The sequence below is a fragment of the Streptomyces sp. NPDC041784 genome, assembly GCF_055591025.1.
Genome location: NZ_JBVJAB010000006.1, coordinates 420851 through 446654, shown reverse-complemented (window position 1 = coordinate 446654; position 25804 = coordinate 420851). Strand labels below are relative to the sequence as shown.

Genomic DNA, 25804 nt, shown 5'->3' with positions numbered 1-25804 from the left:
TCACGTCCCCGACGCGCTGAGAAGCGCCCAGGCGGGCCGATAGCCCTCATCGTCTAGCGGCCTAGGACGCCGCCCTTTCAAGGCGGTAGCACGGGTTCGAATCCCGTTGGGGGCACGCAGTACGGTGTGCGAGACTTAGCGTCGCTGGTTCGCACACAACAGCTTGGTCCTGTGGAGCAGTTTGGAGTGCTCGCCACCCTGTCAAGGTGGAGGCCGCGGGTTCAAATCCCGTCAGGACCGCTGAGGTTTCACGTGAAACCTCTCGGCTGGGTAGCTCAGTTGGTACGAGCGACCGCCTGAAAAGCGGTAGGTCGCCGGTTCGACCCCGGCCCCAGCCACAGCACAGGCCCCGATCTTCGGATCGGGGCCTTGTTGTATGTCTTCCGCGGAGGGACGGGGGCGGCGATGGGCCGGGACGTCGAGCTGGAGAAGGACCGCGCGCGGTACGGGCTGCTGGCGGTGATCGTCAGCAATCTCGCGATAGCCGGGACCGCCGCGTTCGGGGTGTGGCAGTTGGACGGCGACAAGTCCGTGATCGTGGGTGTGCTGACGGCCGCCTTCACGGCGGTGAGCAGTACGACGACCGCGTATCTGGGCATCAAGGCGGTGTCGAACACGGCCAAGTCGATCGCTCTGCGCCGTGACGCGGACGGCGGCCCGGCCGGCCCGTCGGCCGGGTGAGGGATCCCGCCGAACCGCCGGGGCAAAAGCGTTAGCCACGTTTTTGCCGGGGATGAGATCCTGGATCGCGTATGTCTACGCACCCTGCCCCCGCCCTGGGCGCCCTCGCCCCCCGCCTGGCCGAGCTGTCCCTGCGTGATGCGCACCGGCTCGGGCGCAGGCTCGAAGGTGCGCGCAAGATCCGCAAGCCCGAGGCCCGAGCCGCCGTCCTCGCCGAGATCGAGTCGGAGGTCGCTCAGGTCGAGGAGCGGATGGCGCTGCGGCGCGGCCGTGTCCCGGCCGTCACGTATCCCGAGCAGCTTCCGGTCAGCCAGAAGAAGGACGACATCGCGGCCGCCATCCGTGATCATCAGGTCGTCATCGTCGCAGGTGAGACCGGTTCCGGTAAGACGACCCAGATCCCCAAGATCTGCCTCGAACTCGGTCGTGGCGTCCGCGGCATGATCGGCCACACCCAGCCCCGCCGGATCGCCGCGCGGACCGTCGCCGAGCGGGTCGCGGAGGAGCTGCGGACGCCGCTCGGCGAGGCCGTCGGCTGGAAGGTGCGGTTCACCGACCAGGTGAACCCGGACGCGACCTTCGTGAAGCTGATGACGGACGGCATCCTGCTGGCCGAGATCCAGACGGACCGCGAGCTGCGCGCGTACGACACGATCATCATCGACGAGGCCCACGAGCGGTCTCTGAACATCGACTTCCTGCTGGGCTATCTGGCTCAGCTGCTTCCGCGGCGGCCGGACCTGAAGGTCGTCATCACGTCCGCGACCATCGACCCGGAGCGTTTCTCGCGGCACTTCGGCGACGCTCCGATCATCGAGGTCAGCGGCCGGACGTATCCGGTGGAGGTGCGCTACCGGCCGCTGCTGGAGGAGGACGCCGAGGACGCGGACCGGGACCAGATCACCGCCATCTGCGACGCCGTGGAGGAGCTCCAGTCCGAGGGGCGGGGGGACATCCTCGTCTTCCTCTCCGGCGAGCGCGAGATCCGGGACACCGCCGATGCCCTGGAGAAGAAGCAGTACCGATTCACCGAGGTGCTTCCGCTCTACGCCCGGCTCTCGCACGCCGAGCAGCATCGGGTCTTCCAGCCGCACACCGGCCGCAGGATCGTTCTGGCGACGAACGTCGCCGAGACCTCCCTCACCGTCCCCGGCATCAAGTACGTCATCGATCCCGGCTTCGCCCGCATCAGCCGTTACAGCCACCGCACCAAGGTGCAGCGGCTGCCGATCGAGGCGATCAGCCAGGCCAGCGCCAACCAGCGCAAGGGCCGCTGCGGGCGCACGAGCGACGGCATCTGCATCCGGCTCTACACCGAGGACGACTTCCTCGCCCGGCCGGAGTTCACGGACGCGGAGATCCTGCGGACGAACCTGGCCTCCGTCATCCTCCAGATGACCGCCGCCGGCCTCGGCGACATCGAGAAGTTCCCGTTCATCGACCCGCCGGACCACCGCAACATCCGCGACGGCGTCCAGCTGCTCCACGAGCTGAACGCGCTGGACCCCGAGCAGCGGGACCCGCGCAAGCGGCTCACCCAGAGCGGTCGCAAGCTGGCCCAGCTGCCGGTCGACCCGCGGCTGGCCCGGATGGTGCTGGAGGCCGACAAGAACGGCTGTGTCCGCGAGGTCATGGTCATAGCCGCCGCGCTCTCCATCCAGGACCCGCGCGAGCGTCCGGCCGACAAGCAGGCCCAGGCCGATCAGCAGCACGCCCGTTTCAAGGACGAGACCAGCGACTTCCTGGCCTATCTGAACCTGTGGCGGTACGTCCGGGAGCAGCAGCGCGAGCGCGGTTCGTCGTCGTTCCGCCGGATGTGCAAGCAGGAGTACCTCAACTTCCTGCGCATCCGTGAATGGCAGGACATCTACACGCAGCTGCGTACGGTCGCCAAGCAGATGGGCATCCACCTCAACGAGGAGGACGCCTCCGGCGACCGCATCCATCTCTCGCTCCTCGCCGGTCTGCTGTCGCACATCGGCATGAAGGACGTGAAGGACGGCGCGAAGAACGAGTATCTGGGCGCCCGCAGCGCGAAGTTCGCGATCTTCCCCGGTTCGGCGCTGTTCAAGAAGACGCCGCGTTTCGTGATGTCCGCCGAGCTGGTCGAGACCTCGCGGCTCTGGGCGCGGGTCAACGCGAAGATCGAGCCGGAGTGGGTCGAGCCGCTGGCCGGGCATCTGCTGAAGCGGACGTACAGCGAGCCGCACTGGGAGAAGGACCAGGCGGCGGTGATGGCCTTCGAGAAGGTCACGCTGTACGGCGTACCGATCATCGCCCAGCGGAAGGTCAACTACGGCCGGATCGACGCGGAGGCGAGCCGCGAGCTTTTCATTCGCAACGCGCTCGTCGAGGGTGACTGGCGTACCCACCACAAGTTCTTCGCGGACAACCGGAAGCTGCTCAGCGAGGTCGAGGAGCTGGAGCACCGCGCGCGGCGCCGGGACATCGTGGTCGACGACGAGACGTTGTTCGACTTCTACGACCAGCGGGTCCCCGAACACGTGGTCTCCGGTGCCCACTTCGACTCCTGGTGGAAGCACAAGCGCCATGAGCAGCCCGACTTCCTGGACTTCGAGCGGGAGATGCTCATCCGGGAGTCGGCGGAGGCGGTCACCAAGGCCGACTATCCGGACTCCTGGCGTCAGGGTCCGCTGAAGTTCCGGGTGACGTACCAGTTCGAGCCGGGGGCCGACGCGGACGGTGTGACGGTCCACGTGCCGCTCCAGGTCCTCAACCAGGTCACGGACGACGGCTTCGACTGGCAGATCCCGGGCCTGCGGGAGGAGGTCGTCACGGAGCTGATCCGTTCCCTCCCGAAGCCGATCCGCCGCAACTACGTGCCGGCGCCGAACTTCGCGAAGCGCTTCCTGGACCGGGCGGTGCCCCTCCAGGAGCCGCTGACCACCGCCATGGCGCGTGAGCTGAAGCGCATGGTCGGGGTTCCCTTCGAGGCCGAGGACTTCGACTGGTCGAAGCTCCCCGACCACCTGAAGATCACTTTCCGGATCGTCGACGAGCGGCGCCGCAAGCTGGCCGAGGACAAGGATCTGGAGGCCCTGAGGCTCCGTCTGAAGCCGAAGGCGCGCCAGGCGATCTCGCAGGCGGCCGCGGCGACGGCCGAGCGGCGGGGCGGCGAGTCCCTGGAGCGCTCCGGTCTGACCGACTGGACGATCGGCTCGCTCACCCGTGTCTTCGAGACGCGCCGCGCCGGTCAGCCCGTGAAGGCGTATCCGGCACTGGTCGACGACGGTGACACGGTCTCCGTACGGCTCTTCGACACGGAGGCGGAGCAGGCGGAGGCGATGTGGAAGGGCACGCGGCGGCTGATCCTGCGCAACATCCCGGTGAACCCGGCGAAGTTCGCGTCCGAGAAGCTCACCAACGCCCAGAAGCTGGCCCTGTCGGCCAATCCGCACGGGTCGATACAGGCCCTGTTCGACGACTGCGCCATGGCGGCGGCGGACCGGCTGATCGGTGACTTCGGCGGCGCGGCGTGGGACGAGGAGTCGTACCGGAAGCTGTACGACAAGGTGCGCGCGGAGATCGTCGACACGACCGTGCGTACGGTCGGGCAGGTGCAGCAGGTCCTCGCGGCGTGGCAGGCCTGTGAGCGTCGCCTGAAGGCCGTACGCAGCCCGGCGCTGCTGGCGAACCTGACGGACGTGCGGGAGCAGCTGGACGCCCTGGTGAAGCCCGGTTTCGTGACCTGGGCGGGGCTGCGGCGGCTGCCGGACCTGATGCGCTACCTCGTCGCGGCCGACCGGCGGCTCCAGCAGATGGCGACCAACGTCCAGCGGGACACCGCCCGGATGGAGAAGGTCCGCGAGATGCAGGACGAGTACGCCTGGCTGCTGGAACAGCTTCCGCAGGGCCGGCCGGTGCCGCAGCAGGTCCTGGACATCCGCTGGATGATCGAGGAGCTCCGGGTGAGCTATTTCGCCCATGCGCTGGGCACGGCGTACCCGGTCTCGGACAAGCGGATCGTGAAGGCGATCGACGCGGCGGCTCCGTGACGGAGACTGCACGGAGGGTGAGTTCGACCAGCGGGCTCACCCTCCTGTACAGTCCTTCTCGCAGCACAGCGCAAGACAAAGTGCCGCAAAGCCTGGTCCTGTGGAGCAGTTTGGAGTGCTCGCCACCCTGTCAAGGTGGAGGCCGCGGGTTCAAATCCCGTCAGGACCGCAGTGAGAAAGAGGGCCCGCATCCCGCGAGGGAAGCGGGCCTTCTTCGTGTGTCCGGCGGCCGATGCGCGCGACGCCGCCCGGCCGGCGGAGCCCGCCGCCCTTGACGCCGTCACATTCCCTCGGTACCCAGAAATCAGGGCCCCTTCCCGCGTGGCCCTCTGGAGGTGGCGTATGGCGGCATCGGCTAGGCACGAGACGCGGGCCCTGCTCCGCGCGCATCTGTCGGCCGCGTCGTCCTATGGGCATCTGACTCGTCACTGCGCGATCTGCCACCGTCTGCTGCGGCTGGCGATGGACGGCGCTCCACGGGGTGCACAAGCCCCCGAGGAGGCCGCTCCGGAGAACGAGAGCCCCCCGACCGCCTGATCCTCCTGTGGCGGCGTCAACAGCCGTACAGGGGTGGGGTGATGGGGGAGACGGTTCAGCAAGCGCTTCCATTAGCGCACCCGCACCCATGGCAACAAGGCCACTGGCATGTGACGGGTGTCACCGCATAAGTTTTGGAACCCCACGTTCTTACCGGTCTCCTACAACAAGTCAATTTAATATGTGCAATTGCACCACTGTGGAGGATGCCTCCAGGAACCCTCCCAGAGCCTCCCCAGACTCCGACAAGCCCGCTCACAGAGCCACCTGATACGGCTTCGCAAGCGGCCCTGGACGCACAAAAAAGATCGCGCTGGACCCGGCGGAGTCCAGCGCGATCGACGACGCTCCCTGTGAACGACGGGCCTGTTGGGGCAGACCCGCGTCGCTCGTGGCCAGGGTTCGGACGTCCCGACAGGTTGGGGGACCTGACGTTTCGCCCGGTTATTCAGTTGTTCAGGCCTCGCTGCGCTGCTGCGGAATACCCGCCAGCAGGGCGCGGACCTCGGCCTCGCGGTATCGGCGATGTCCGCCGAGCGTACGGATCGACGTGAGCTTGCCGGCCTTCGCCCACCGCGTGACCGTCTTCGGGTCCACACGGAACATGGTGGCGACCTCAGCCGGGGTCAGCAGCGGCTCAGCATCAGGGGTGCGAGCGGTCATGAGCGGCCTCCTCGGGAGAACCGAACCTTCTCGGTTCTTTCCTCTAAATTCTGCACCTTGACCCGCGTTGCCCGAAATGGCGGACGCGAGTCGAGTCGGTTATAGGACGAACGGCTTGTCCTCGGCACTACAACTACACCATCTGTCCAGCCGCGTCGGCCAAACCGATGGAATTGCCCCCCAGGTGTTCATCGGCGACGGAAGCCGATGGACCATGCCATAGCGGACAGTCACGCTCCTGTGACGATCAGTCACAGGGGCGCTCAGGAGTCACCAGACCCCCCAAAGCAGTGCAATACCGAAGATTCCCCCCACCATGGAGCATAAGTAGGCGGACGGAGTCCTCCCCGGACTCCTTGTCCTATTTTGGCACGAGGAGGGGCAAGCGACGCAAGGGCCGTGTACGTGCGGTCCATCACCCTTGCGACATAAGCCCGGATCGGGACCTACGTCCCGTCAGTTCCGTGAAGTGGCGCTGACCGTACGCTGTTCGAACCATTTCGTCCGTGACGCAGGTCACTCCTGGAGCTCCTGTCGCGTCTGTCACACCGTCAGCCGTCTGCCATTCGCACGCCGTCTGTGCGCTGTCTGTGCGCTGTCTGTGTGCTGTCTGTGCGTCGCCGTCGGCCGTCTTCCGGCAGTCGGCGTCGGCCGATCGCCGCCCGTTGGCCGTCGGCCGACCGTCGCCAGTCGGCCGATCTCGTCAGTTCGCCGACCGCCGGTCCCGGACCGATCGCCACCGCTCCGCCAGCCGCGCGTACGCCTCGCCCGCCGCCGCGCCGTCGCCGCGGCGCAGCGCGGCGATCCCGTCCGCCACGTCCTTCGCCGAGTGGTCGTCCTCGAGATCACCGGCCGGCACGGCATGGACCAGACCGCCGTAGTCCAGTTCCACCAGCGAACGCGGATGGAACTCCTCCAGCCAGCGCCCCACGTCCAGCAGGCCGTCGATCAGCGGCCCCTCGTCCATGGCGTCCTTGAGCGCCCGCAGCCCCCGGGCCACCCGCCGCCGCGCCTGCACCATCGGGGTGCGGTAGCGCAGCACGGGCGCCAGCTCCGCGGTCCCCTTCTCGTACGTCCGCTCCTCGTCGGAGACGAGGACGAACCAGCTCAGCGGCACCTGCCAGGTCGCCGTGCGGATCCAGGGCCGGGCGTCGGGGTTGCGCTCCCGCCAGCGCTCGTAGTCCTGGGCGGCCTGCCGGCGCACGACCTCGGGGAGCACCGCCTCCAGGACCGGCCGGGGCAGTTCGTCGTCCAGCTCGGCCAGGGCCTGCCAGCCGCGCAGCCGGGTCCGCCAGGGGCACACGCACAGCACACCGTCCACGTCGAGCACGAACGCGTCGGCGCTCTCGTGCACCGGCACGGGCACCGGCGGCGTGGGCAGCAGGTCGGCCAGCGAGCGGCGCAGTTCGTCCTGGTAGGAGGGGTGCTCGGGGCGGCGGGCGTAGCGCGCCCAGTGGGTGCGCTCGGGCTCCGGGAAAGCGGCCAGCGGCTCGTACACACGCAGATAGGACGCGTACGGAACGATCACCGAGGACACCTTGGGCACGCCTGCTCCCTCCCCCCTGGGCCGACCGGGAAACCTGCGGAACCCGTGCCCGCGGACACGGGAAAACCATCCGAATCGTCGCACGGCAGTACGCCGTGCGGAGGTGATCCCGACCAGTGCGCCGCCGCCGGGCTGTGCAGGCTCTACGCTCATCCCACAGGCCCCGCCACCCGTACGGGAGCCCTTGTCCCGACCGCCGCGAGTTACCCGGGAGTCACCACAGTGACCGACGTTTCCAACGGCGTCCTGCACACCCTCTTCCACTCGGATCAGGGGGGTCACGAGCAGGTCGTGCTCTGCCAGGACCGCGACAGCGGCCTGAAGGCCGTCATCGCCCTCCACTCCACCGCTCTGGGCCCCGCGCTCGGCGGTACCCGCTTCTACCCGTACGCGACCGAGGAGGAGGCCGTCGCCGACGCCCTGAACCTCGCGCGCGGGATGTCGTACAAGAACGCCATGGCCGGGCTCGACCACGGCGGCGGTAAGGCCGTGATCATCGGTGACCCCGAAGTGATCAAGACCGAACAGCTGCTGCTGGCCTACGGCCGTTTCGTGGCCTCGCTCGGCGGGCGGTACGTGACCGCCTGCGACGTCGGCACGTATGTCGCCGACATGGACGTCGTGGCGCGCGAGTGCCGCTGGACGACCGGGCGGTCCCCCGAGAACGGCGGCGCCGGCGACTCGTCGGTGCTCACCGCCTTCGGCGTCTACCAGGGCATGCGGGCCTCCGCCCAGCACCTGTGGGGCGACCCGACGCTGCGCGGTCGCCGGGTCGGCGTCGCCGGCGTCGGCAAGGTCGGCCACCACCTGGTGGAGCACCTGCGCGGCGAGGGCGCCGAGGTCGTCGTCACGGACGTCCGCGAGGACGCCGTGCGCCGGATCCTGGACCGGTATCCGGAGGGGGTCACGGCGGTCGCCGACACCGAGGCGCTGATCCGGGTCGAGGGGCTCGACATCTACGCGCCCTGCGCGCTGGGCGGTGCGCTGAACGACGCGTCGGTCCCGGCGCTGACCGCCCGGGTCGTCTGCGGCGCGGCCAACAACCAGCTCGCCCACCCGGGTGTGGAGAAGGACCTCGCCGACCGCGGGATCCTCTACGCGCCGGACTACGTGGTGAACGCCGGCGGTGTCATCCAGGTCGCCGACGAGCTGCACGGGTTCGACTTCGAGCGGTGCAAGGCGAAGGCGTCGGGAATCTTCGACACCACCCTCGCGATCTTCGCACGTGCGAAGGAGGACGGGATTCCGCCGGCCGCCGCGGCCGACCGGATCGCCGAGCAGCGCATGCACGAGGCCGCCCGCGCGCGCGGGCGGTGAGGTTCCGGGACGGGTCCGTCCAGGAGCGTCCCGGGTGTTTCGGCGGTACCGCCGGGTGGAAAGTTAGAGAGAACTCTCACTCTTCCCGGCGGGTCGTCCGCCGATAAGTGGTTAAAATCGCCACTGACCAGCGAGGACGGGGCGCCTCAAAGGTTCTGCGCACACGCGCGTGCTACGGGCGACGTACCGTACGGGCGTGGGCTCAGGTACCGTGGGAGCCCTACGACGGGCTCTCCGAGGAGAGACCGTCCTGGATCATGAACGCGTGTCAACCTGGGGCCGTCGAGCCCCGTCGTTGAGGGGGTCGAGCCATGGGGCGCGGCCGGGCCAAGGCCAAGCAAGCGAAGGTCGCCCGCCAGCTGAAGTACAACAGCGGCGGGACGGATCTCTCACGCCTGGCCGAAGAGCTGGGCGCATCGCCATCGAACATTCCGCCGAATGGTGAACCGTTCGAGGACGATGACGATGAGCAAGACGACGACCCGTACGCACGGTACGCCGAGCTGTACGGGGACGACGACGAGGACGACGGCGAGGACTCCTCGCAACAACACCGTCGCGGCGCTTGACCTTGCTTTGAGCACCCACCCGGTCGGTGACTTCGGTCACCGACCGGGTCTTGTGCTGCCCGCACGGTCTCAGGCGTAGTCGCCCACCAGCTCCGCGCCGGTCGGGTGCTCGCCGCGCTCGGTGATCTCACCGGCGACCCAGGCCTCGACGCCGCGGTCGGCGAGGGTGGCCAGGGCCACGTCCGTCGACTCCTCCGGCACGATCGCCATCATGCCGACGCCCATGTTCAGGGTCTTCTCCAGCTCCAGCCGCTCCACGTTCCCGGTCCTGCCGACCAGGTCGAAGATCGGGGCCGGGGTCCAGGTGGAGCGGTCGACGATCGCGTGCAGGCCGTCGGGGATGACGCGGGCCAGGTTGGCCGCGAGTCCGCCGCCGGTGATGTGCGAGAAGGCGTGCACGTCCGTCGTACGGGTCAGGGCCAGGCAGTCCAGCGAGTAGATCTTGGTGGGCTCCAGCAGCTCCTCGCCGAGGGTGCGGCCGAGGTCGTCGATCCGCGCGTCGAGGGAGAGGCCGGCCTGGTTCAGCAGGACGTGCCGGACCAGGGAGTATCCGTTCGAGTGAAGGCCGGAGGCCGCCATGGCGATCACCGTGTCACCCGTACGGATACGATCCGCGCCCAGCAGCCGGTCGGCCTCCACGACGCCCGTACCGGCGCCGGCGACGTCGAAGTCGTCCGCGCCCAGCAGGCCCGGGTGTTCGGCCGTCTCGCCGCCGACCAGGGCGCAGCCGGCCAGCACACAGCCTTCGGCGATGCCCTTGACGATGGCGGCGACCCGCTCGGGGTGGACCTTGCCGACGCAGATGTAGTCGGTCATGAACAGCGGCTCGGCGCCGCACACCACGATGTCGTCCATGACCATCGCGACCAGGTCGTGGCCGATGGTGTCGTACACGCCGAGCTGGCGGGCGATGTCGACCTTCGTGCCCACGCCGTCCGTGGCGGAGGCGAGCAGCGGGCGCTCGTAGTTCTTGAGGGCGGAGGCGTCGAAGAGGCCGGCGAAGCCGCCGAGGCCGCCGAGGACCTCGGGGCGCTGCGTCTTCTTCACCCACTCCTTCATCAGCTCGACGGCGCGGTCGCCCGCCTCGATGTCGACGCCCGCGGCTGCGTAGCTGGCGCCGCCCTCGGCAATCGGAGTCTCAGACATGGCTTTGTGAGAACTTTCGTGTCGTACGGCGGGGCTTACGGGCGACGGATCGCGTCGGCCGCGGCCGTGGCGGCCGGACCGGCTGCCAGCTCGGTCTCCAGGAGCTGCTTGCCGAGCAGCTCCGGGTCCGGGAGTTCCATCGGGTACTCGCCGTCGAAGCAGGCGCGGCAGAGGTTCGGCTTGGCGATGGTGGTCGCCTCGATCATGCCGTCGAGGGAGATGTACGCCAGGGAGTCGGCGCCCAGTGAGGTGCCGATCTCGTCGATGGTCATGCCGTTGGCGATCAGCTCGGCGCGGGTGGCGAAGTCGATGCCGAAGAAGCAGGGCCACTTCACGGGCGGCGAGGAGATCCGGATGTGGACCTCGGCGGCGCCGGCCTCGCGGAGCATGCGGACCAGGGCCCGCTGGGTGTTGCCGCGCACGATCGAGTCGTCGACGACGACCAGGCGCTTGCCCTTGATGACTTCCTTGAGCGGGTTCAGCTTCAGGCGGATGCCGAGCTGGCGGATGGTCTGCGAGGGCTGGATGAACGTCCGGCCGACGTAGGCGTTCTTGACGAGGCCGGCGCCGAACGGGATGCCGCTCGCCTCCGCGTAACCGATGGCGGCCGGGGTGCCGGACTCCGGGGTCGCTATGACCAGGTCGGCGTCGACGGGCGCTTCCTTGGCCAGTTTGCGGCCCATCTCCACGCGGGAGAGGTACACGTTCCGGCCGGCGATGTCGGTGTCGGGGCGGGCCAGGTACACGTACTCGAAGACACAGCCCTTGGGCTTCGCGTCCGCGAATCGGGAGGTGCGCAGGCCGTTCTCGTCGATGGCGATGAACTCGCCCGGCTCGATCTCGCGGACGTAGGCGGCGCCGCAGATGTCGAGGGCGGCGGACTCGGAGGCGACCACCCAGCCGCGCTCCAGGCGGCCGAGGACCAGCGGGCGGATGCCCTGCGGGTCACGGGCGGCGTAGAGCGTGTGCTCGTCCATGAAGACGAGCGAGAAGGCGCCTCTGACCTGCGGGAGGATCGAGTGCGCGGCCTCCTCGATGGTCAGCGGCTTGCCGTCCGAATCGACCTGGGCCGCGAGGAGCGCGGTGAGCAGGTCGGTGTCGTTGGTCGCCGCGACGCGCGGGGTGCGGCCTTCCTGCTTGGGCAGGTCGGCGACCATCTCGGCGAGCTGGGCGGTGTTGACGAGGTTGCCGTTGTGCCCGAGCGCGATCGAGCCGTGCGCGGTGGCGCGGAACGTCGGCTGGGCGTTCTCCCACACGGAGGCGCCGGTGGTCGAGTAGCGGGCGTGTCCGACCGCGATATGACCCTGGAGCGAACCGAGCGAGGTCTCGTCGAAGACCTGGGACACGAGGCCCATGTCCTTGAAGACGAGGATCTGGGAGCCGTTGCTGACCGCGATTCCCGCGGATTCCTGGCCCCGATGCTGGAGGGCGTACAGCCCGAAGTAAGTGAGCTTGGCGACCTCTTCGCCGGGAGCCCAGACTCCGAAGACGCCGCAAGCGTCCTGGGGGCCCTTCTCGCCGGGGAGCAGATCATGACTGAGTCGACCGTCACCACGTGGCACGGCTCCGAGTGTAGGCGAGATCGACCACTGGTCCGAATTGGGGATACCTGCGGGTAACTGGATCATCGTTCGGTGGACATATCCATGATCGACTGATTTTCGCAGGTCAGATGGCCTGAATGAGGTTCCGACGGTGATCCTTCGAGTGGCCGGGGCAGCCGTCCGCGGTCGCGTTCCGTATGCATGAGTGAGGTGTCGCACATCATTCGGTCCCGCTCGGTCAGGACATCAGCGGCAGGAGCGCTCCCAGGTCCGCCCGCTCGCCGCTCGCGCTGACCTTGGCCTGCGCGAGGGCCTCTTTCCAGGTCAGCCGCCCGGTCGCGAGACGCAGCCAGGTCAGCGGGTCGGTCTCGACGACGTTCGGCGGGGTGCCGCGGGTGTGCCGCGGTCCCTCCACACACTGCACGACGGCGTACGGCGGAACGCGCACCTCCGTCGCACCTCCGGGTGCCTTGGCGGCGAGCGCGTCGGCGAGCAGCCGGGTGGCGGCGGCGAGGGCCTGCCGGTCGATCGGGACATCCAGACCGGGGACGGCGGCGTTGAGGTCGTCGGTGTGGACGGCCAGTTCGACGGTACGCGTGACGAGGTAGTCGGCCAGGGGCAGGGCACCGGCGTTGGTCTGGAGCAGCCGGCCTGCGGGGTGGGCGTCGAGCAGCTCGGGCAGGCTCCGCTCGATGTCGGCGAGGTAGGCGTCGAGATCAGGGTGCCGGTCGGTGAGATCCCGGGTGAAGTCGTCGATGGCCGAAGCGCTGGCCACGGTGGCGAAGGGCCAGTCCAGCAGCACGGCGTCCTGCCGCGCGGGCTCCGACAGGTCGAGCGCCCGGTGCACCGCGGTGACCGCCATCCCGATGTGCGCGACCAGTTCGCGTACGGTCCACTCCCCGAGCCGCGTCGGCAGCGCCAGCTGCTCGGGCGCGAGGCCGGCCACCGCCGTCCGCACGCTCCGCAACTGGGCCAGCACGGCCGTCCGGGTCCTGACGGGGTCGTAGGTACGGGTGCGCTTCTTGGCCGGGGGCATGGCGGTGAGCCTAGTCGCGGACGGTGGGGTGTCCGGGGGAGTTTCCGGGCCGGCGACCGCATCCCCCACCACGTCCCACGTCCCCCGTCACAGCGTCAGAGCGTCAGGCGCACCGCGAACGAGTACAGGCGGGTGATCTGATCGGGGCTGCTGTTGTCGTCGGAGATCAGGTACAGGGGGCGCCAGCCCTGGTAGCGGCCGGTGGGCCAGGGGGCGCCGAGGGCCATGCCCTCCACGTTGTCGATCAGCGGGTTGAGCTGCGCGGAGCCGGGGGTGGCGACCACTCCGGGGCCGCCCGCGGGGCAGTCGACCAGGCTGAACACGGGCTCGCCCTTGGCGAAGACGTCCGCGGGCAGGCCGTAGAGCGAGTCGTCCTCGGTCACGTCCCGTGCCCCGTTCAGGGACAGCTGGACGACCCGGACCGCCGTACCGAGGCCGGCCGTGTACTGGCGCTCCAGGGCGAGCAGGCCGCCCGAGTCGTCGACGGCGACCAGCTCGACCAGGTTCATGCCGTCGCCGGCGAGATACGCGTACTGGGCGTCCGGGGTGTAGGTGCCGCCGGGCTTGCCCGTGTAGCGCTGGATGCGGATGATGCCCCGGCCCCGGGTGTCGCCGTCCTTGGCCAGCGGCGACTCCCAGCCCGCGTAGAGGTGACGGCCGTCCGGGGAGAGGGCGAGGGACTCGATGCTGCGGCCGATCTGGGCCCAGCCCTGGGGCCAGTACCGCAGGTCCTTCGGGATGGGGAGGTCCTCGCCGATCTGGCGGCCGGAGGCCGTGTCGAACCGCCGGATGGCCGGGCCGGTCTCGGAGCCGATCAGCATCGTCCGGCCGCCCTTCTCGACCACCAGGGCCTCCCCGTCGTACCACTCGGGAAAGCCCTCGCCGTTCGCCCGGCGCAGGGTGTCCGCGGTCCCGGCGACCGGCCGCAGGTCGAAGGCGGTGCCGAGGACGAGGGGGAAGACACGGCCCGGGGAGTTGTCGGCGAGCGCGAGGGCCCTGACTTCCTGCCCCTGGGGGGAGAGGAGGGCGAGGGACGAGATGCCCTCGATGTCCTCGTAGTCGACGTCCGTCTTGTTCAGGGCGTCGGAGTGGTCGAGCAGGACCGCCCGGGGCGCATCGGGTCGGGCCGGCGTCCCGCAGTCGCCGGTGGCGGCCGCGGGGTGGGCGTCGTCCCACCAGTCGCGAGCCGGTGCCACGCCGAGCCCGAGGGCGAGGCCCACCGCCCCGGCGGTCAGCGACCACACCAGGGTGCGCAGGCGGGACCGGCGCGGCAGGTCGGCCGGGAGCTGCGGTGAGGACGAGGCGGGTGGGGCGGGCGGGGGTGCCACCGCCCGGTTGCGGACGAAGTCCAGCCTGCCGACGCCGTTGCGGTCCTCGTCCTGCGGCTCCTGCGGCATCGTCGGCCGCATGGCCGTGATGCGTTCCTTGACGGCCTGGAACAGGGCGTGCAGCCCCAGCATGTCCGGCCCGTCCTTCAGCCCCTGGTTCATGACGTCCACCAGGGCGCCGGTGAAGACCGTGCAGCGCCGGGGGTTGGGGGCGTGCGAGGGCCGGTCGCGCGGGGCGGAGGTCATCACGTACGAGCCCTGGACGCCGTCCAGCGTCTGCACCGCGGCGGCGCCGCCCTGCGTGCCGCGGTCGGTGCCGGCCATCTCGTTCAGCACCTGCCCGCTGAAGCAGCAGTCGAGGATCAGCACCCTGCGCATCGCGGTGCCCGTGTCGCGGATGGCGAGGCGTACGTCACGGGAGCGGACACAGGTGTCCGGCTGGCCCTCGACCGAGTCGGGCAGGGTGAGCAGGAGCTGCCGCTCGTGCCGGTCGAGCAGCCCGTGGCCCGCGTAGTAGACGATCAGCGTGTCCTCGGCGCGCCAGGCCGCCTCCCGGATCGGCCCGACCAGATCGGCCGGGGCGCGGGGGTTGGCGACCGTGATGACCCGGTCCTCGGGGATGCCCCAGATCTCCTCCTTCGTGAGCGCGTCCCGCAGCTCGACGAGGTTGTGGCGGACGCTGCGCAGCGGGTCGAGGGACGCGTAGTCGTCCACACCGATCAGCACACAGGCCGACCGGAGGGGGTCGATCCGGGTGAGGTTCTCACCGGCGGCGTCCGGGGCCGCACCCGAGGCCGAGCCCCTTCCCGAGCCCGAGCCCGCGCTCTCGCCCCTGCCCGGGCCCCCGCCCTGGCCCGGTACGGTCGCGGTCACGCCCTGCCCTCCCCGTCCTCTCCGTCCGCCCCGTGGGCGCCGTCCTCCCCGGTCTCGCCCAGGAGCCTGCGCCGCAGGTCCTCCACCTCGGCGGGGTCCCCGCCGACGACGGTGAGGACGATCGGGGGCCGGGGCCTGCGCGCGTGGCGCCACGCCAGATAGGACAGCGGGAGCTGGGCCACCCCGGCGGCCGTGGACAGCACCGTCAGCACCGCCTCCAGACCGGGCCCCATCCGCCCCGGGGCGTCGTGGGCGATCCGTTCCACCTGGACGTGCCCGCGCAGCGATCTGTCGTCCGTGAACCAGTCGAACAGGGACCCGAGTTCCTCTTCCCCGTCGGGTCCGGACGCCTGGAACCTGATCTTCATCCGCCCACTCCTCGTGCCCACGCGCCGCCGCGTGCCCGTGCGGCTCTCAGACTGACACAACTGCCCCTCCCACCGGGTGCGTTGGCGAGTCGAGCACCCTGAGGACGGATACCGGACGCCTTGTCGTCCGGCCCCTCGGACACGGCGAAGGCCCCGCCGTCAACGGGCGGGGCCTTCGTCGTCGTACGACCGGTTATGCGAGCAGTGCCGGGATCGTCGCCTCGTGCGCGGTGCGCAGCTCCTCCAGGGTGAGCGCGAACTCGCCCTGGACGTCCACGGTGTCACCGTCGACGACGCCGATGCGGGTGACCGGGAGACCCCGGGCGCCGCACATGTCGTTGAAGCGGACCTCCTCCGAGCGCGGGATCGCCACGACGGCGCGCCCGGCGGACTCGGAGAGGAGGAAGGTGAACGCGTCGAGCCCGTCCGGTACGACGAGACGCGCGCCCTTGCCGCCGAGCAGCGCCGACTCGACGACCGCCTGGATCAGACCGCCGTCGGACAGGTCGTGCGCGGAGTCGATCATGCCATCGCGGGAGGCGGAGATCAGGATCTCGGCCAGCAGGCGCTCGCGCTCCAGGTCGACCTTCGGGGGCAGGCCGCCGAGGTGGTCGTGGACGACCTGCGACCAGGCCGAGCCGCCGAACTCCTCACGCGTGTCGCCGAGGAGGTAGAGCAGTTGGCCCTCCTCCTGGAAGGCGACCGGCGTACGGCGGGTCACGTCGTCGATCACGCCGAGGACGGCGACCACCGGGGTCGGGTGGATGGCCACCTCGCCCGTCTGGTTGTAGAGCGAGACGTTGCCGCCGGTCACCGGGGTGCCGAGCTGGAGGCAGGCGTCGGCGAGACCGCGGACGGCCTCGGCGAACTGCCACATGACGGCCGGGTCCTCGGGCGAGCCGAAGTTCAGGCAGTCGGAGACGGCGAGCGGCTTGGCGCCGGTCGTGGCGACGTTGCGGTACGCCTCGGCGAGGGCCAGCTGGGCGCCGTGGTACGGGTCGAGCTTGGCGTACCGGCCGTTGCCGTCGGTCGCGATGGCGACGCCGAGGCCGGACTCCTCGTCGATCCGGATCATGCCGGAGTCCTCGGGCTGGGCGAGGACGGTGTTGCCCTGCACGAAGTGGTCGTACTGGGACGTGATCCACTTCTTCGACGCCTGGTTCGGCGAGGCCACCAGCTTCAGGACCTGGTCCTTCAGCTCGTCACTCGACTGCGGGCGCGGCAGGCGGTTCGCGTCGTCGGCCTGGAGGGCGTCCTGCCAGTCCGGGCGGGCGTAGGGGCGCTCGTAGACGGGGCCGTCGTGGGCGACCGTGCGCGGGTCGACGTCGACGATCTTGCCGCCGTGCCAGAAGATCTCCAGGCGGTCGCCGTCGGTCACCTCGCCGATGACGGTGGCGATGACGTCCCACTTGTCGCAGATCTCCAGGAACCGGTCGACCTTCTCCGGCTCCACGACCGCGCACATGCGTTCCTGCGACTCGCTCATGAGGATCTCCTCGGGCGAGAGCGTGGAGTCGCGCAGCGGTACGTCGTCCAGCGTCACGCGCATGCCGCCGGAGCCGTTGGAGGCCAGCTCGGACGTGGCGCAGGACAGACCGGCGGCGCCGAGGTCCTGGATGCCGACGACCAGCTTCTCCTTGAAGGCCTCCAGGGTGCACTCGATGAGGAGCTTCTCCTGGAAGGGGTCGCCGACCTGGACGGCCGGGCGCTTCGACGGCTTGGCGTCGTCGAAGGTCTCGGACGCGAGGATCGAGGCGCCGCCGATGCCGTCGCCGCCCGTGCGGGCGCCGTACAGGATGACCTTGTTGCCCGCGCCAGAGGCCTTCGCGAGGTGGATGTCCTCGTGCCGCATGACGCCGATGGCACCGGCGTTGACCAGCGGGTTTCCCTGGTAGCAGGAGTCGAAGACGACCTCGCCGCCGATGTTCGGCAGGCCCAGGCAGTTGCCGTAGCCGCCGATGCCGGCGACGACGCCGGGGAGCACCCGCTTGGTGTCGGGGTGGTCGGCCGCACCGAAGCGGAGCGGGTCGACGACCGCCACCGGCCGGGCGCCCATCGCGATGATGTCGCGGACGATGCCGCCGACACCCGTGGCCGCGCCCTGGTAGGGCTCGACGTACGACGGGTGGTTGTGCGACTCGACCTTGAAGGTGACCGCGTAGCCCTGGCCGACGTCGACGACACCGGCGTTCTCGCCGATGCCGACGAGGAGGGCGTCGGACTGCGGGGCCTTCTCGCCGAACTGGCGCAGGTGCACCTTCGACGACTTGTAGGAGCAGTGCTCGGACCACATGACCGAGTACATGGCGAGCTCGGCACCGGTGGGCCGGCGGCCGAGGATCTCCACGACCCGCTCGTACTCGTCCTTCTTCAGACCGAGTTCGGCCCAGGGCAGCTCGACGTCGGGGGTCGCGGCCGCGTGCTCGACCGTGTCCAGAGGCGTCCGGCTCATGCGTTGACCAGCTTCTTGAGGATCGAGGTGAAGAACGGCAGGCCGTCGGTACGGCCCGACCCGATGAGCGGCTCGACGGCGTGCTCCGGGTGCGGCATGAGGCCTACGACGTTGCCGGCCTCGTTGGTGACGCCGGCGATGTCACGGAGGCTGCCGTTGGGGTTGAAGTCCAGGTAGCGGAAGACGACCCGGCCCTCTGCCTCCAGCTTGTCGAGCGTGTACGCGTCGGCGACGTACCGGCCGTCCATGTTCTTCAGCGGGATGTGGATCTCCTGGCCGGCCGTGTAGTCGGCGGTCCAGGCGGTGTCCGCGTTCTCCACCCGCAGCTTCTGGTCGCGGCAGATGAAGTGGAGGTGGTCGTTGCCGAGCATCCCGCCGGGCAGCAGGTGCGCCTCGGTGAGGATCTGGAAGCCGTTGCAGATACCGAGAACCGGCAGCCCGGCCTTCGCCTGCTCGATGACGGTCTCCATCACGGGCGAGAAGCGCGAGATGGCGCCGGCCCGCAGATAGTCGCCATAGGAGAAACCGCCGGGGAGGACGACGGCGTCGACCTGGTGGAGGTTCTTGTCCTTGTGCCAGAGAGCGACCGGTTCCGCACCCGCGAGCCGGATCGCTCGCTGGGTGTCCCGGTCGTCGAGGCTGCCCGGGAAAGTGACGACGCCAATACGAGCGGTCACTTCGCGGCCTCCGCGACTTCCTCCACCTTGACGGTGAAGTCCTCGATCACGGTGTTGGCGAGGAAGGATTCCGCAAGATCGTGGATGCGGGCGAGGGCGGCCTCGTCGACCGGCCCGTCAACTTCCAGTTCGAATCGCTTTCCCTGACGTACGTCGGAGATGCCTTCGAAACCCAGCCGCGGCAGTGCGCGCTGCACCGCCTGGCCCTGGGGGTCGAGGATCTCCGGCTTGAGCATGACGTCGACTACGACGCGTGCCACTGGCACTCCCGGTGGTGTGGTGCTGAGCAGGTTCCTGGTGGTGTCTCCAGCAGGTGTCTTCAGACTACCCGTACAAAATTTCTACGCGGGTAGAGTTGTAGGAAACTACGTGAGCGCCATCACGATCAGGTATCGGACCAGTGCCTTCGCGAAAAATTCAGGGAAAGATCCGGGGTGCACCGGTGCCCCCTATTGCGCCCACCCGTCTCCCACCACCACCCTCAATCGAAGTCGCCGGCGCTCCCCCTTGATTCTTGGGACACGCAGGCAGATTTAGTCGGGCTTCACATTCGATTGCCGGGCACTGTACAAATGAATTGGCAATAGCCGATACTTTGCCCCATAACTGGCTGACAGTCGACATCTCCGTGACGTCTTGGCACGTCATCGCAGAGCTGTCGCACGAAGGGACCGATATTCGTGGCGCAGAAGGTCGTGGTCACTCTCTTTGACGACATCGACGGCTCGGAAGCGGCGGAAACGATCGCCTTCGGGCTCGACGGCAAGTCGTACGAGATCGACCTCAATGAAGCCAATGCCAAGAAACTGCGCAAGGCGCTCGAGCCTTACGTGGAGGCCGGCCGCAAGCGGTCGAGGTCCGGCAAGGCGTACAAGCAGACGGAGGTCGCGCCCGACCCGGCGGCCGTCCGCGCCTGGGCCCAGGCCAACAAGATGGAGGTCCCCGCGCGCGGCCGCATCCCCAAGAAGGTCTACGAGGCGTTCGCCGACGCGCAGTGAGCCGTGGCGCGCATGAGCCGCGCCGCCCGGCGTCCTCGGGGCCCGTCAGCGGACCCCGAGGACAACCGACTTGCGCTACCCCCCACATGGTCGGCTAATGTCTGGAGCACGCCGCCGGGCGGGGCCGAAAAGCCCAGCTCACGGAGGCCACGCGGGTGTAGTTCAGTAGCAGAACATCCCCCTTCCAGGGGGAAGGCGCAGTGTGCGATCCCTGTCACCCGCTCTGCACCGCCGTCCCGACCACGCATGTGGATCAGGTAGGCTGGTGCTCGCGCCGATCGGTGAAAGCCGGTCGGAGGCAATGCGGACGTAGCTCAGTTGGTAGAGCGCAACCTTGCCAAGGTTGAGGTCGCGAGTTCGAGCCTCGTCGTCCGCTCGGGAATCAGACCCCGGTCCATTGGACCGGGGTCTTTTCGTGTGCGTGCTGCGTGCTGTGTGTTGTGTGCTGCGCGCAGGGTGCAGGGTGCTTGGCGTCTTTGGTCGGTGGGCTCGGGGTCCGATGTCCGGTGGCCTTCTGACATTTGTCATGGGGAGTGGTGACACCTCGCACTGCCGCGAGCCTCCGTCCGCGGGGAGCCTTGAGGCATGGACACGAATGAACACGTGATTGAGGTCACCGACCTCCGGCGTGTGTACGGGGGCGGGTTCGAAGCGGTCCGTGGAATCTCCTTCCACGTCGGCCGCGGTGAAATCTTCGCGCTGCTCGGCACCAACGGCGCCGGCAAGACATCGACCGTCGAGCTGTTGGAGGGCCTCGCCCGGCCCGACGGCGGACGCATCCGCGTCCTCGGCCACGACCCGCACGCCGACCGGGCCACCGTCCGGCCGCGCACCGGCGTGATGCTCCAGGAGGGCGGCTTCCCCTCCGAGCTGACCGTCGCCGAGACGGCGCGGATGTGGGCCGGATGCGTCAGCGGCGCCCGCCCGGTCGACGAGGCGCTGGCCCTGGTGGGGCTCACCGGGCGGGCCCGCGTCCGGGTCAAGCAGCTGTCCGGCGGTGAGCGGCGGCGCCTCGACCTGGCACTCGCCCTGCTCGGCGACCCCGAAGTGCTGTTCCTGGACGAGCCGACGACCGGCCTGGACGCCGAGGGCCGCCGCGATACCTGGGACCTGGTCCGCGCCCTGCGCGACTCCGGTACGACGGTGCTGCTGACCACGCACTACCTGGAGGAGGCCGAGCACCTCGCCGACGGGCTGGCCATCCTCCACAAGGGACGCATCGCGGCCACCGGGACACCCGCCGAGGTGACCGCCGCGCAGCCCTCCCGGATCACCTTCCGGCTGCCCGAGGGCTACTTCGTCGGCGATCTGCCGCCCCTGGCCGAACTCGGCGTGTCCGCACACGAGATGGAGGGCCGGCTCGTCCGGCTGCGTACCCATGAGCTTCAGCGGGCGGCCACCGGGCTGCTGGTGTGGGCCGAGCGGGCCGGGGTCGAACTGCACGGGTTGGACGTGCGGTCGGCCTCACTGGAGGAGGCGTTCCTGGGGATAGCCCGGGAGGCGTCGGAGGAAGCGGCGGACGCGGCGGTGGCGGCATGAGCGGGGGCACGAGTGGGGGCGTGAACGGGGGTATCGGCAAGGGCGCGAGAGGGGGCATGAACGGAGGTTTCGGCGGGGGCGCGAGTGGGGCCGTGGTCAAGGGCACGGTGCGGCCGGTGGGTCCGGTGCGCTCGGTGACGACCCCGGCGAGCCGTATGGCCGCCCTGGCCCGCGCCGAGCTGACCCTGCTCGGCCGCAGCAAGAGCACTCTCGTCACGGCCGTGCTGCTGCCCCTGGTGCTGCCGGCCAGCCTGGCGCCGACGGTCGAGGGCATGGGCGTCGAGGACGCCGGGCTCACCACCGGGGTCGTCATGCTGAGCGCCGCGGTCGGCTTCTCCCTGCTGTTCGCGGTGTACTCGGCGCTGGCCGCCATCTACACCGCCCGGCGCGAGGAGCTGGTGCTGAAGCGGCTGCGCACCGGCGAGCTGCGGGACGGCGAGATCCTCGCCGGATCGGCGCTGCCGGTCCTCGCCACCGCGCTGATGCAGTCCCTCGTGCTGGTGGCGGGCTGTACGGTCCTGCTCGACGTACCGGCACCCAAGGCGCCCCAGCTCGCCGTGATCGGACTGCTGTCGGGACTGGCGATCTGCGCGGCGCTGGCGGCGGTCACCGCGACGCTGACGCGCACGGTGGAGAGCGCCCAGATCACCACGATGCCGATGGTCCTGGTCTCGATGATCGGTTCCGGGGTCACCGTCCCTCTGGAGCTGCTGCCCGACCGGCTCGCCTCCGTCTGCGAACTGCTGCCGCTGTCCCCGGTCGTCGCCCTGATCCGCGGCGGCTGGACCGGTGACCTCTCGGCGTACGAGGCCCTGGGTGCCACAGCCACCGCGCTGGCCTGGACCGTGCTGGCGGTGTTTGCTGTACGACGGTGGTTCCGGTGGGAGCCGCGGCGCTGACCACGCCGGGGAACGCGACGTCAGGGGGGCAGGATGTTGGGGCGCATTCGGGGGTGGCAGCGGCGCCACTGGAAGGACCGCAGCAAGGCCCAGCGGGTCGAGCTGCAGACGCTGGGCACCTGGTACTTCACGACGTGGTTCTTCTCCCTGGCCTGGCTCGCGCTGCCCCTGCTGGGCGAGCTGGAGCGGCGGCCCGTGCCGATGGCCGTCGGCTGTCTGCTCCTGCTGGTTTCCGCGTCCCAGTGCGTCGAGGCGAACCGGCTCACCCGGCCCGCCCTCGACCACTATCTGCGACGCGCCGAACTCCCGCCGCGTGCCCTGGTCCCTTCGGGGGCCCTGCTCGCCGTCGGCCTGAGCCTGACGCTGCTGCTCGCCGTGCTGGACGCCGCCGACCCGGCCACCGTCAGACTCTCGATAGGAGCGGTACTGCTGCCCTTCGGGATGCTCTACGGAGTCATGCCCCCCGTACGGGTCTTCGTGCTCCGGTCCGTCGTGCTCGCGGTGGTGCTCATGGCCCTGTTCGGCTGGGCGGACCCGGATCCGGCCGGGATCCTCATAGTCGGTCTCATGACCGTCTTCGGGGCGGGCTTCTCCCTGTTCGCCTGCCGCTGCGGCGCCTGGAACCTGGCGGTGCTGTGGGAGGCGGAGCGGGCCGGTGAGATCGAGGCCCGGCTCGCCGTCGCCGAGGAGCGGCTGCGGTTCGGGCGGGACCTGCACGACGTGATGGGGCGCAACCTCGCGGTGATAGCCCTGAAGAGCGAGCTGGCCGTGCAGCTAGCCCGGCGCGGCCGGCCAGAAGCCGTCGAGCAGATGATCGAGGTGCAGCGCATAGCGCAGGAGTCCCAGCGGGAGGTGCGCGAGGTCGTCCGGGGCTACCGGGAAGCCGACCTGGGCGTCGAACTCGCCGGAGCGCAGGGCGTGCTGACGGCGGCCGGGATCGTCTGCGAGGTGCGCGGGGAGGCCGAGGGGCTGCCCGCCGGAGTGCAGTCGGCGCTCGGCTGGGTGGTGCGCGAGACGACCACCAACGTGCTGCGGCACGGGGACGCGGGGCGGTGTTCCGTGGGGCTGCGGGTGACCGAGGGGCGGGTGGTGCTGACCGTGGAGAACGACGGCGCGGAGCCGGTCGCCGGGGGTGCCGGGCGAATGGGGGGTGCCGGGCGCACCGGGGGTGCCGGGCGTAAGGGGAGCGGGGGGCGCATGGGGAGCGCGGGCGGATCGGCGGGCTCTGGAGAGTCGGCGGGCTCCCGTGAATCGGGCTCCGGTGAATCGGTGGGTGTCGATGGATCGTCGGGCGCTGGTGGTTCGTCGGGTGTCGGTGGGGCGGCGGGCGCTCGTGGGTCGGTTTCCTCGGGCGGAACGGGGCTGGCCGGGCTGCGGGAGCGGCTGCGGCAGGTGGACGGGACGCTGGAGGCCGGGTTCGCCGGGGCGGGCATGTTCCGGGTGGTGGCCGAGGTGCCGCTGAGCGGGAAGGGAACTGTGGGAAAGGGAGCGGAAGCTGTCCGCGAAAGGGCAGGAAAGGAAGCTGTGAGAGAGGTCACTTCATGACGGTGCGGGTGCTGCTCGCCGACGACGAGCACCTCATCCGGGGTGCGCTGGCCGCGCTGCTCTCCCTGGAGGACGACCTGGTGATCGTCGCCGAGGCGGCCACCGGGATGGAGGCGCTGGCGATGGCGCGGGCCCACCAACCCGACGTGGCCGTCCTCGATCTCCAGATGCCGGGCGGGGACGGTGTGAAGGTCGCCACATCCCTGCGCGCCGAACTGCCCGGCTGCCAGGTGCTGATCGTCACCAGTCACGGCCGGCCGGGGCACCTCAAGCGGGCGCTCGCGACGGGTGTGCGGGGGTTCGTCCAGAAAACGGTGAGCGCACAGCGGCTCGCGGAGATCATCCGGACCGTGCACGCGGGGAACCGGTACGTCGACCCGGAGTTGGCGGCGGACGCGATCGCCGCCGGGGACTCTCCGCTGACCTCGCGCGAGGCCGAGGTGCTCGAACTCTCCGCCGACGGGGCGCCGGTCACGGAGATCGCCGAGCGGGCCGCGCTGTCGCCGGGGACCGTGCGGAACTATCTCTCGTCGGCCGCGACCAAGCTCGGGGCGGAGAATCGTCACGCGGCGGTGCGTCTCGCCCGCGAGCGGGGTTGGGTATAGTTGGCCTCGCGCCACGGCGCATGCGGACGTAGCTCAGTTGGTAGAGCGCAACCTTGCCAAGGTTGAGGTCGCGAGTTCGAGCCTCGTCGTCCGCTCGGGAATCAGACCCCGGTCCATCGGACCGGGGTCTTTTCGTGTCGCCATGTCCGCGGATGCCCGTTCGGGTTCCTTCCGAGTGGCGTGAGCGACCCGAGTGTCTCGGGTGTCCAGGGTGCCTCGAGTGCCGCGGGTGCCCCCGGTTTCCCGGGGGCTGGCGCGTCGTGGGCTGGCGCGTCGTGGGCTGGCGCGTCGTGGGCTGGCGCGTCGGGGGCCGGCGCGTCGGGGGCCGGCGCGTCGGGGGCCGGCGCGTCGGGGTGTCAGGCCCAGGTCGTGCCCGTCAGACGCTCGTACGCCTCGACGTACTTCGCGCGGGTCGCGTCGACGATCCGCTCCGGCAGCGGCGGCGGGGGCTGCTCGCTCGCGCGGTCCCAGCCGGACTCGGCGGAGGTCAGCCAGTCGCGGACGAACTGCTTGTCGAAGGAGGCCTGGGCGCGGCCCGGCTGCCATTGGTCGGCCGGCCAGAAGCGGGAGGAGTCCGGGGTGAGGACCTCGTCGGCGATCACCAGGGTCTCGCCCTCGTAGCCGAACTCGAACTTGGTGTCGGCGAGGATGATGCCCCGGTCGCGGGCGACGTCGCGGGCGCGGCCGTAGACGGCGAGGGTGGCCTGGCGGAGCTGGGCGGCGGTCTCGGCGCCGACCTGGCGGGCGACCTCCTCGTAGGAGACGTTCTCGTCGTGCTCGCCGACGGCGGCCTTGGTGGCCGGGGTGAAGATCGGGGCGGGGAGTTCGCTGCCGTCGACCAGGCCCTCGGGGAGGGCGAGGCCGCAGACCGTGCGGGACTCCTGGTACTCGGCGAGGCCGGAGCCGGTGAGGTAGCCGCGGGCCACGCACTCGACCGGGACCATCTTCAGCGACTTGCAGACCAGCGTGCGGCCCTGCCAGTCGGCGGGGGCGCCGGCGGGCGGTTCGGTGCTCAGGACGTGGTGGGGGACCAGGTCGGCGAGCTGGTCGAACCACCACAGGGAGAGCTGGGTGAGGATGCGGCCCTTGTCGGGGATCTCGGTCGGCAGCACCCAGTCGTACGCGGACGTTCGGTCGCTGGCGACCATCACGAGGTCGCCCGCCTCGTTCTGGTACAGCTCGCGCACCTTGCCGGTGTGCAGATGCACCAGGCCCGGCACCTCGAGGGGCTCGGGCTTTTCTACGAATCCGGACACGGTTCCTCCCCGTGGTTCTGTCCTAGTGGCTTGATTGTCCCGTACATCGGGATTGATCGAGGACAGAGGGTCGGCCGCAGCGGGGACGGGGTTCGGGCGCGGCAGGCGGCCGGCGGCAGGCGGCAGGCGGCAGGCGGCAGGCGGCGGGCGGCAGGCGGCAGGCGGCAGGCGGCGGGCGGCGGGCGGCGGCACAGGAACGAATGCCGGTC

The 25804-nt window shown here is 70.1% G+C and carries 21 protein-coding genes and 7 tRNA genes; 17 read left to right on the top strand and 11 right to left on the bottom strand.

What is annotated here, in order from left to right:
- Positions 1 to 42 precede the first annotated feature (42 nt).
- The 7 genes from ACZ6D7_RS16525 to ACZ6D7_RS16495 all read left to right on the top strand — a co-directional run bounded on the left by ACZ6D7_RS16525 (position 43) and on the right by ACZ6D7_RS16495 (position 5234).
- Positions 43 to 115: transfer RNA gene (locus ACZ6D7_RS16525), tRNA-Glu, on the top strand.
- Positions 116 to 165: 50 nt separating this feature from the next.
- Positions 166 to 240: transfer RNA gene (locus ACZ6D7_RS16520), tRNA-Asp, on the top strand.
- Between the two features lie 24 nt (positions 241 to 264).
- Positions 265 to 338 (top strand) — tRNA-Phe (locus ACZ6D7_RS16515).
- Positions 339 to 405: 67 nt separating this feature from the next.
- Positions 406 to 681 (top strand): hypothetical protein, encoded by a 276-nt coding sequence (locus ACZ6D7_RS16510; protein ID WP_469490721.1) that lies wholly within the window; start codon positions 406 to 408, stop codon positions 679 to 681.
- A 71-nt stretch (positions 682 to 752) separates the two neighbouring features.
- Positions 753 to 4697: an ATP-dependent RNA helicase HrpA gene (hrpA, locus tag ACZ6D7_RS16505; RefSeq protein WP_469490717.1), complete on the top strand. Its 3945-nt coding sequence runs from the start codon at positions 753 to 755 to the stop codon at positions 4695 to 4697.
- Positions 4698 to 4791: 94 nt separating this feature from the next.
- Positions 4792 to 4866, top strand: a tRNA-Asp gene (locus tag ACZ6D7_RS16500).
- 173 nt (positions 4867 to 5039) lie between these two features.
- Positions 5040 to 5234 carry a DUF6274 family protein gene (locus ACZ6D7_RS16495; RefSeq protein WP_469490714.1) on the top strand — a complete coding sequence of 65 codons (195 nt, stop codon included), beginning with the start codon at positions 5040 to 5042 and terminating at the stop codon, positions 5232 to 5234.
- A 456-nt stretch (positions 5235 to 5690) separates the two neighbouring features.
- Here the strand turns inward: ACZ6D7_RS16495 and bldC are convergent, their stop codons facing one another.
- Both bldC and ACZ6D7_RS16485 read right to left on the bottom strand, forming a co-directional pair.
- Complete coding sequence (gene bldC / locus ACZ6D7_RS16490; RefSeq protein ID WP_003949541.1) at positions 5691 to 5897, bottom strand: developmental transcriptional regulator BldC; 207 nt, start codon at positions 5895 to 5897, stop codon at positions 5691 to 5693.
- A gap of 703 nt (positions 5898 to 6600) precedes the next feature.
- Entirely contained in the window at positions 6601 to 7443 is an 843-nt protein-coding gene (locus ACZ6D7_RS16485) for a DUF8083 family protein (RefSeq protein WP_469490712.1), read from the bottom strand.
- A gap of 222 nt (positions 7444 to 7665) precedes the next feature.
- Between ACZ6D7_RS16485 and ACZ6D7_RS16480 the strand changes: the two genes are divergently transcribed.
- Positions 7666 to 8760, top strand: a complete 1095-nt coding sequence (locus ACZ6D7_RS16480; RefSeq protein ID WP_469490709.1) for a Leu/Phe/Val dehydrogenase — start codon at positions 7666 to 7668, stop codon at positions 8758 to 8760.
- Positions 8761 to 9071: 311 nt separating this feature from the next.
- Positions 9072 to 9329: a DUF3073 domain-containing protein gene (locus tag ACZ6D7_RS16475; RefSeq protein WP_469490706.1), complete on the top strand. Its 258-nt coding sequence runs from the start codon at positions 9072 to 9074 to the stop codon at positions 9327 to 9329.
- Positions 9330 to 9398: 69 nt separating this feature from the next.
- Here ACZ6D7_RS16475 and purM read toward each other — a convergent pair whose 3' ends face one another.
- The 8 genes from purM to purS all read right to left on the bottom strand — a co-directional run bounded on the left by purM (position 9399) and on the right by purS (position 19013).
- Complete coding sequence (purM, locus tag ACZ6D7_RS16470; RefSeq protein WP_469490704.1) at positions 9399 to 10475, bottom strand: phosphoribosylformylglycinamidine cyclo-ligase; 1077 nt, start codon at positions 10473 to 10475, stop codon at positions 9399 to 9401.
- A 35-nt stretch (positions 10476 to 10510) separates the two neighbouring features.
- Positions 10511 to 12037 carry an amidophosphoribosyltransferase gene (gene purF, locus ACZ6D7_RS16465; RefSeq protein ID WP_469490701.1) on the bottom strand — a complete coding sequence of 509 codons (1527 nt, stop codon included), beginning with the start codon at positions 12035 to 12037 and terminating at the stop codon, positions 10511 to 10513.
- Between the two features lie 220 nt (positions 12038 to 12257).
- Positions 12258 to 13055 carry a maleylpyruvate isomerase family mycothiol-dependent enzyme gene (locus ACZ6D7_RS16460; protein ID WP_469490698.1) on the bottom strand — a complete coding sequence of 266 codons (798 nt, stop codon included), beginning with the start codon at positions 13053 to 13055 and terminating at the stop codon, positions 12258 to 12260.
- Positions 13056 to 13150: 95 nt separating this feature from the next.
- On the bottom strand, positions 13151 to 15256 hold the full coding sequence (locus ACZ6D7_RS16455) for a caspase, EACC1-associated type (RefSeq protein ID WP_469490696.1): 2106 nt from the start codon (positions 15254 to 15256) through the stop codon (positions 13151 to 13153).
- Positions 15253 to 15624, bottom strand: coding sequence for an effector-associated constant component EACC1 (locus ACZ6D7_RS16450; protein ID WP_469490693.1), 372 nt, complete (start codon positions 15622 to 15624; stop codon positions 15253 to 15255). Before ACZ6D7_RS16450 ends, ACZ6D7_RS16455 begins: the two co-directional genes overlap by 4 nt.
- A gap of 193 nt (positions 15625 to 15817) precedes the next feature.
- Positions 15818 to 18076: a phosphoribosylformylglycinamidine synthase subunit PurL gene (gene purL, locus ACZ6D7_RS16445; protein WP_469490690.1), complete on the bottom strand. Its 2259-nt coding sequence runs from the start codon at positions 18074 to 18076 to the stop codon at positions 15818 to 15820.
- Positions 18073 to 18753, bottom strand: a complete 681-nt coding sequence (gene purQ, locus ACZ6D7_RS16440; RefSeq protein ID WP_469490686.1) for a phosphoribosylformylglycinamidine synthase subunit PurQ — start codon at positions 18751 to 18753, stop codon at positions 18073 to 18075. Before purQ ends, purL begins: the two co-directional genes overlap by 4 nt.
- Positions 18750 to 19013, bottom strand: a complete 264-nt coding sequence (purS, locus tag ACZ6D7_RS16435; RefSeq protein WP_015659417.1) for a phosphoribosylformylglycinamidine synthase subunit PurS — start codon at positions 19011 to 19013, stop codon at positions 18750 to 18752. Before purS ends, purQ begins: the two co-directional genes overlap by 4 nt.
- Before the next feature lie 420 nt (positions 19014 to 19433).
- Between purS and ACZ6D7_RS16430 the strand changes: the two genes are divergently transcribed.
- The 8 genes from ACZ6D7_RS16430 to ACZ6D7_RS16395 all read left to right on the top strand — a co-directional run bounded on the left by ACZ6D7_RS16430 (position 19434) and on the right by ACZ6D7_RS16395 (position 24434).
- On the top strand, positions 19434 to 19751 hold the full coding sequence (locus ACZ6D7_RS16430) for a histone-like nucleoid-structuring protein Lsr2 (RefSeq protein WP_469490683.1): 318 nt from the start codon (positions 19434 to 19436) through the stop codon (positions 19749 to 19751).
- A 151-nt stretch (positions 19752 to 19902) separates the two neighbouring features.
- Positions 19903 to 19974, top strand: a tRNA-Gly gene (locus ACZ6D7_RS16425).
- Positions 19975 to 20054: 80 nt separating this feature from the next.
- Positions 20055 to 20127 (top strand) — tRNA-Gly (locus ACZ6D7_RS16420).
- A 209-nt stretch (positions 20128 to 20336) separates the two neighbouring features.
- On the top strand, positions 20337 to 21290 hold the full coding sequence (locus tag ACZ6D7_RS16415) for an ABC transporter ATP-binding protein (RefSeq protein ID WP_469490679.1): 954 nt from the start codon (positions 20337 to 20339) through the stop codon (positions 21288 to 21290).
- Positions 21291 to 21445: 155 nt separating this feature from the next.
- Positions 21446 to 22189: an ABC transporter permease gene (locus tag ACZ6D7_RS16410; RefSeq protein ID WP_469490792.1), complete on the top strand. Its 744-nt coding sequence runs from the start codon at positions 21446 to 21448 to the stop codon at positions 22187 to 22189.
- A gap of 33 nt (positions 22190 to 22222) precedes the next feature.
- Positions 22223 to 23734, top strand: coding sequence for a sensor histidine kinase (locus tag ACZ6D7_RS16405; RefSeq protein WP_469490676.1), 1512 nt, complete (start codon positions 22223 to 22225; stop codon positions 23732 to 23734).
- Positions 23731 to 24339, top strand: coding sequence for a response regulator (locus ACZ6D7_RS16400; RefSeq protein ID WP_469490674.1), 609 nt, complete (start codon positions 23731 to 23733; stop codon positions 24337 to 24339). Before ACZ6D7_RS16405 ends, ACZ6D7_RS16400 begins: the two co-directional genes overlap by 4 nt.
- A 22-nt stretch (positions 24340 to 24361) precedes the next feature.
- Positions 24362 to 24434: transfer RNA gene (locus ACZ6D7_RS16395), tRNA-Gly, on the top strand.
- Between the two features lie 261 nt (positions 24435 to 24695).
- Here ACZ6D7_RS16395 and ACZ6D7_RS16390 read toward each other — a convergent pair.
- The gene (locus ACZ6D7_RS16390) at positions 24696 to 25595 is read right to left on the bottom strand and encodes a phosphoribosylaminoimidazolesuccinocarboxamide synthase (protein ID WP_469490671.1); all 900 of its coding nucleotides are present in this window, start codon (positions 25593 to 25595) and stop codon (positions 24696 to 24698) included.
- Positions 25596 to 25804 lie beyond the last annotated feature (209 nt).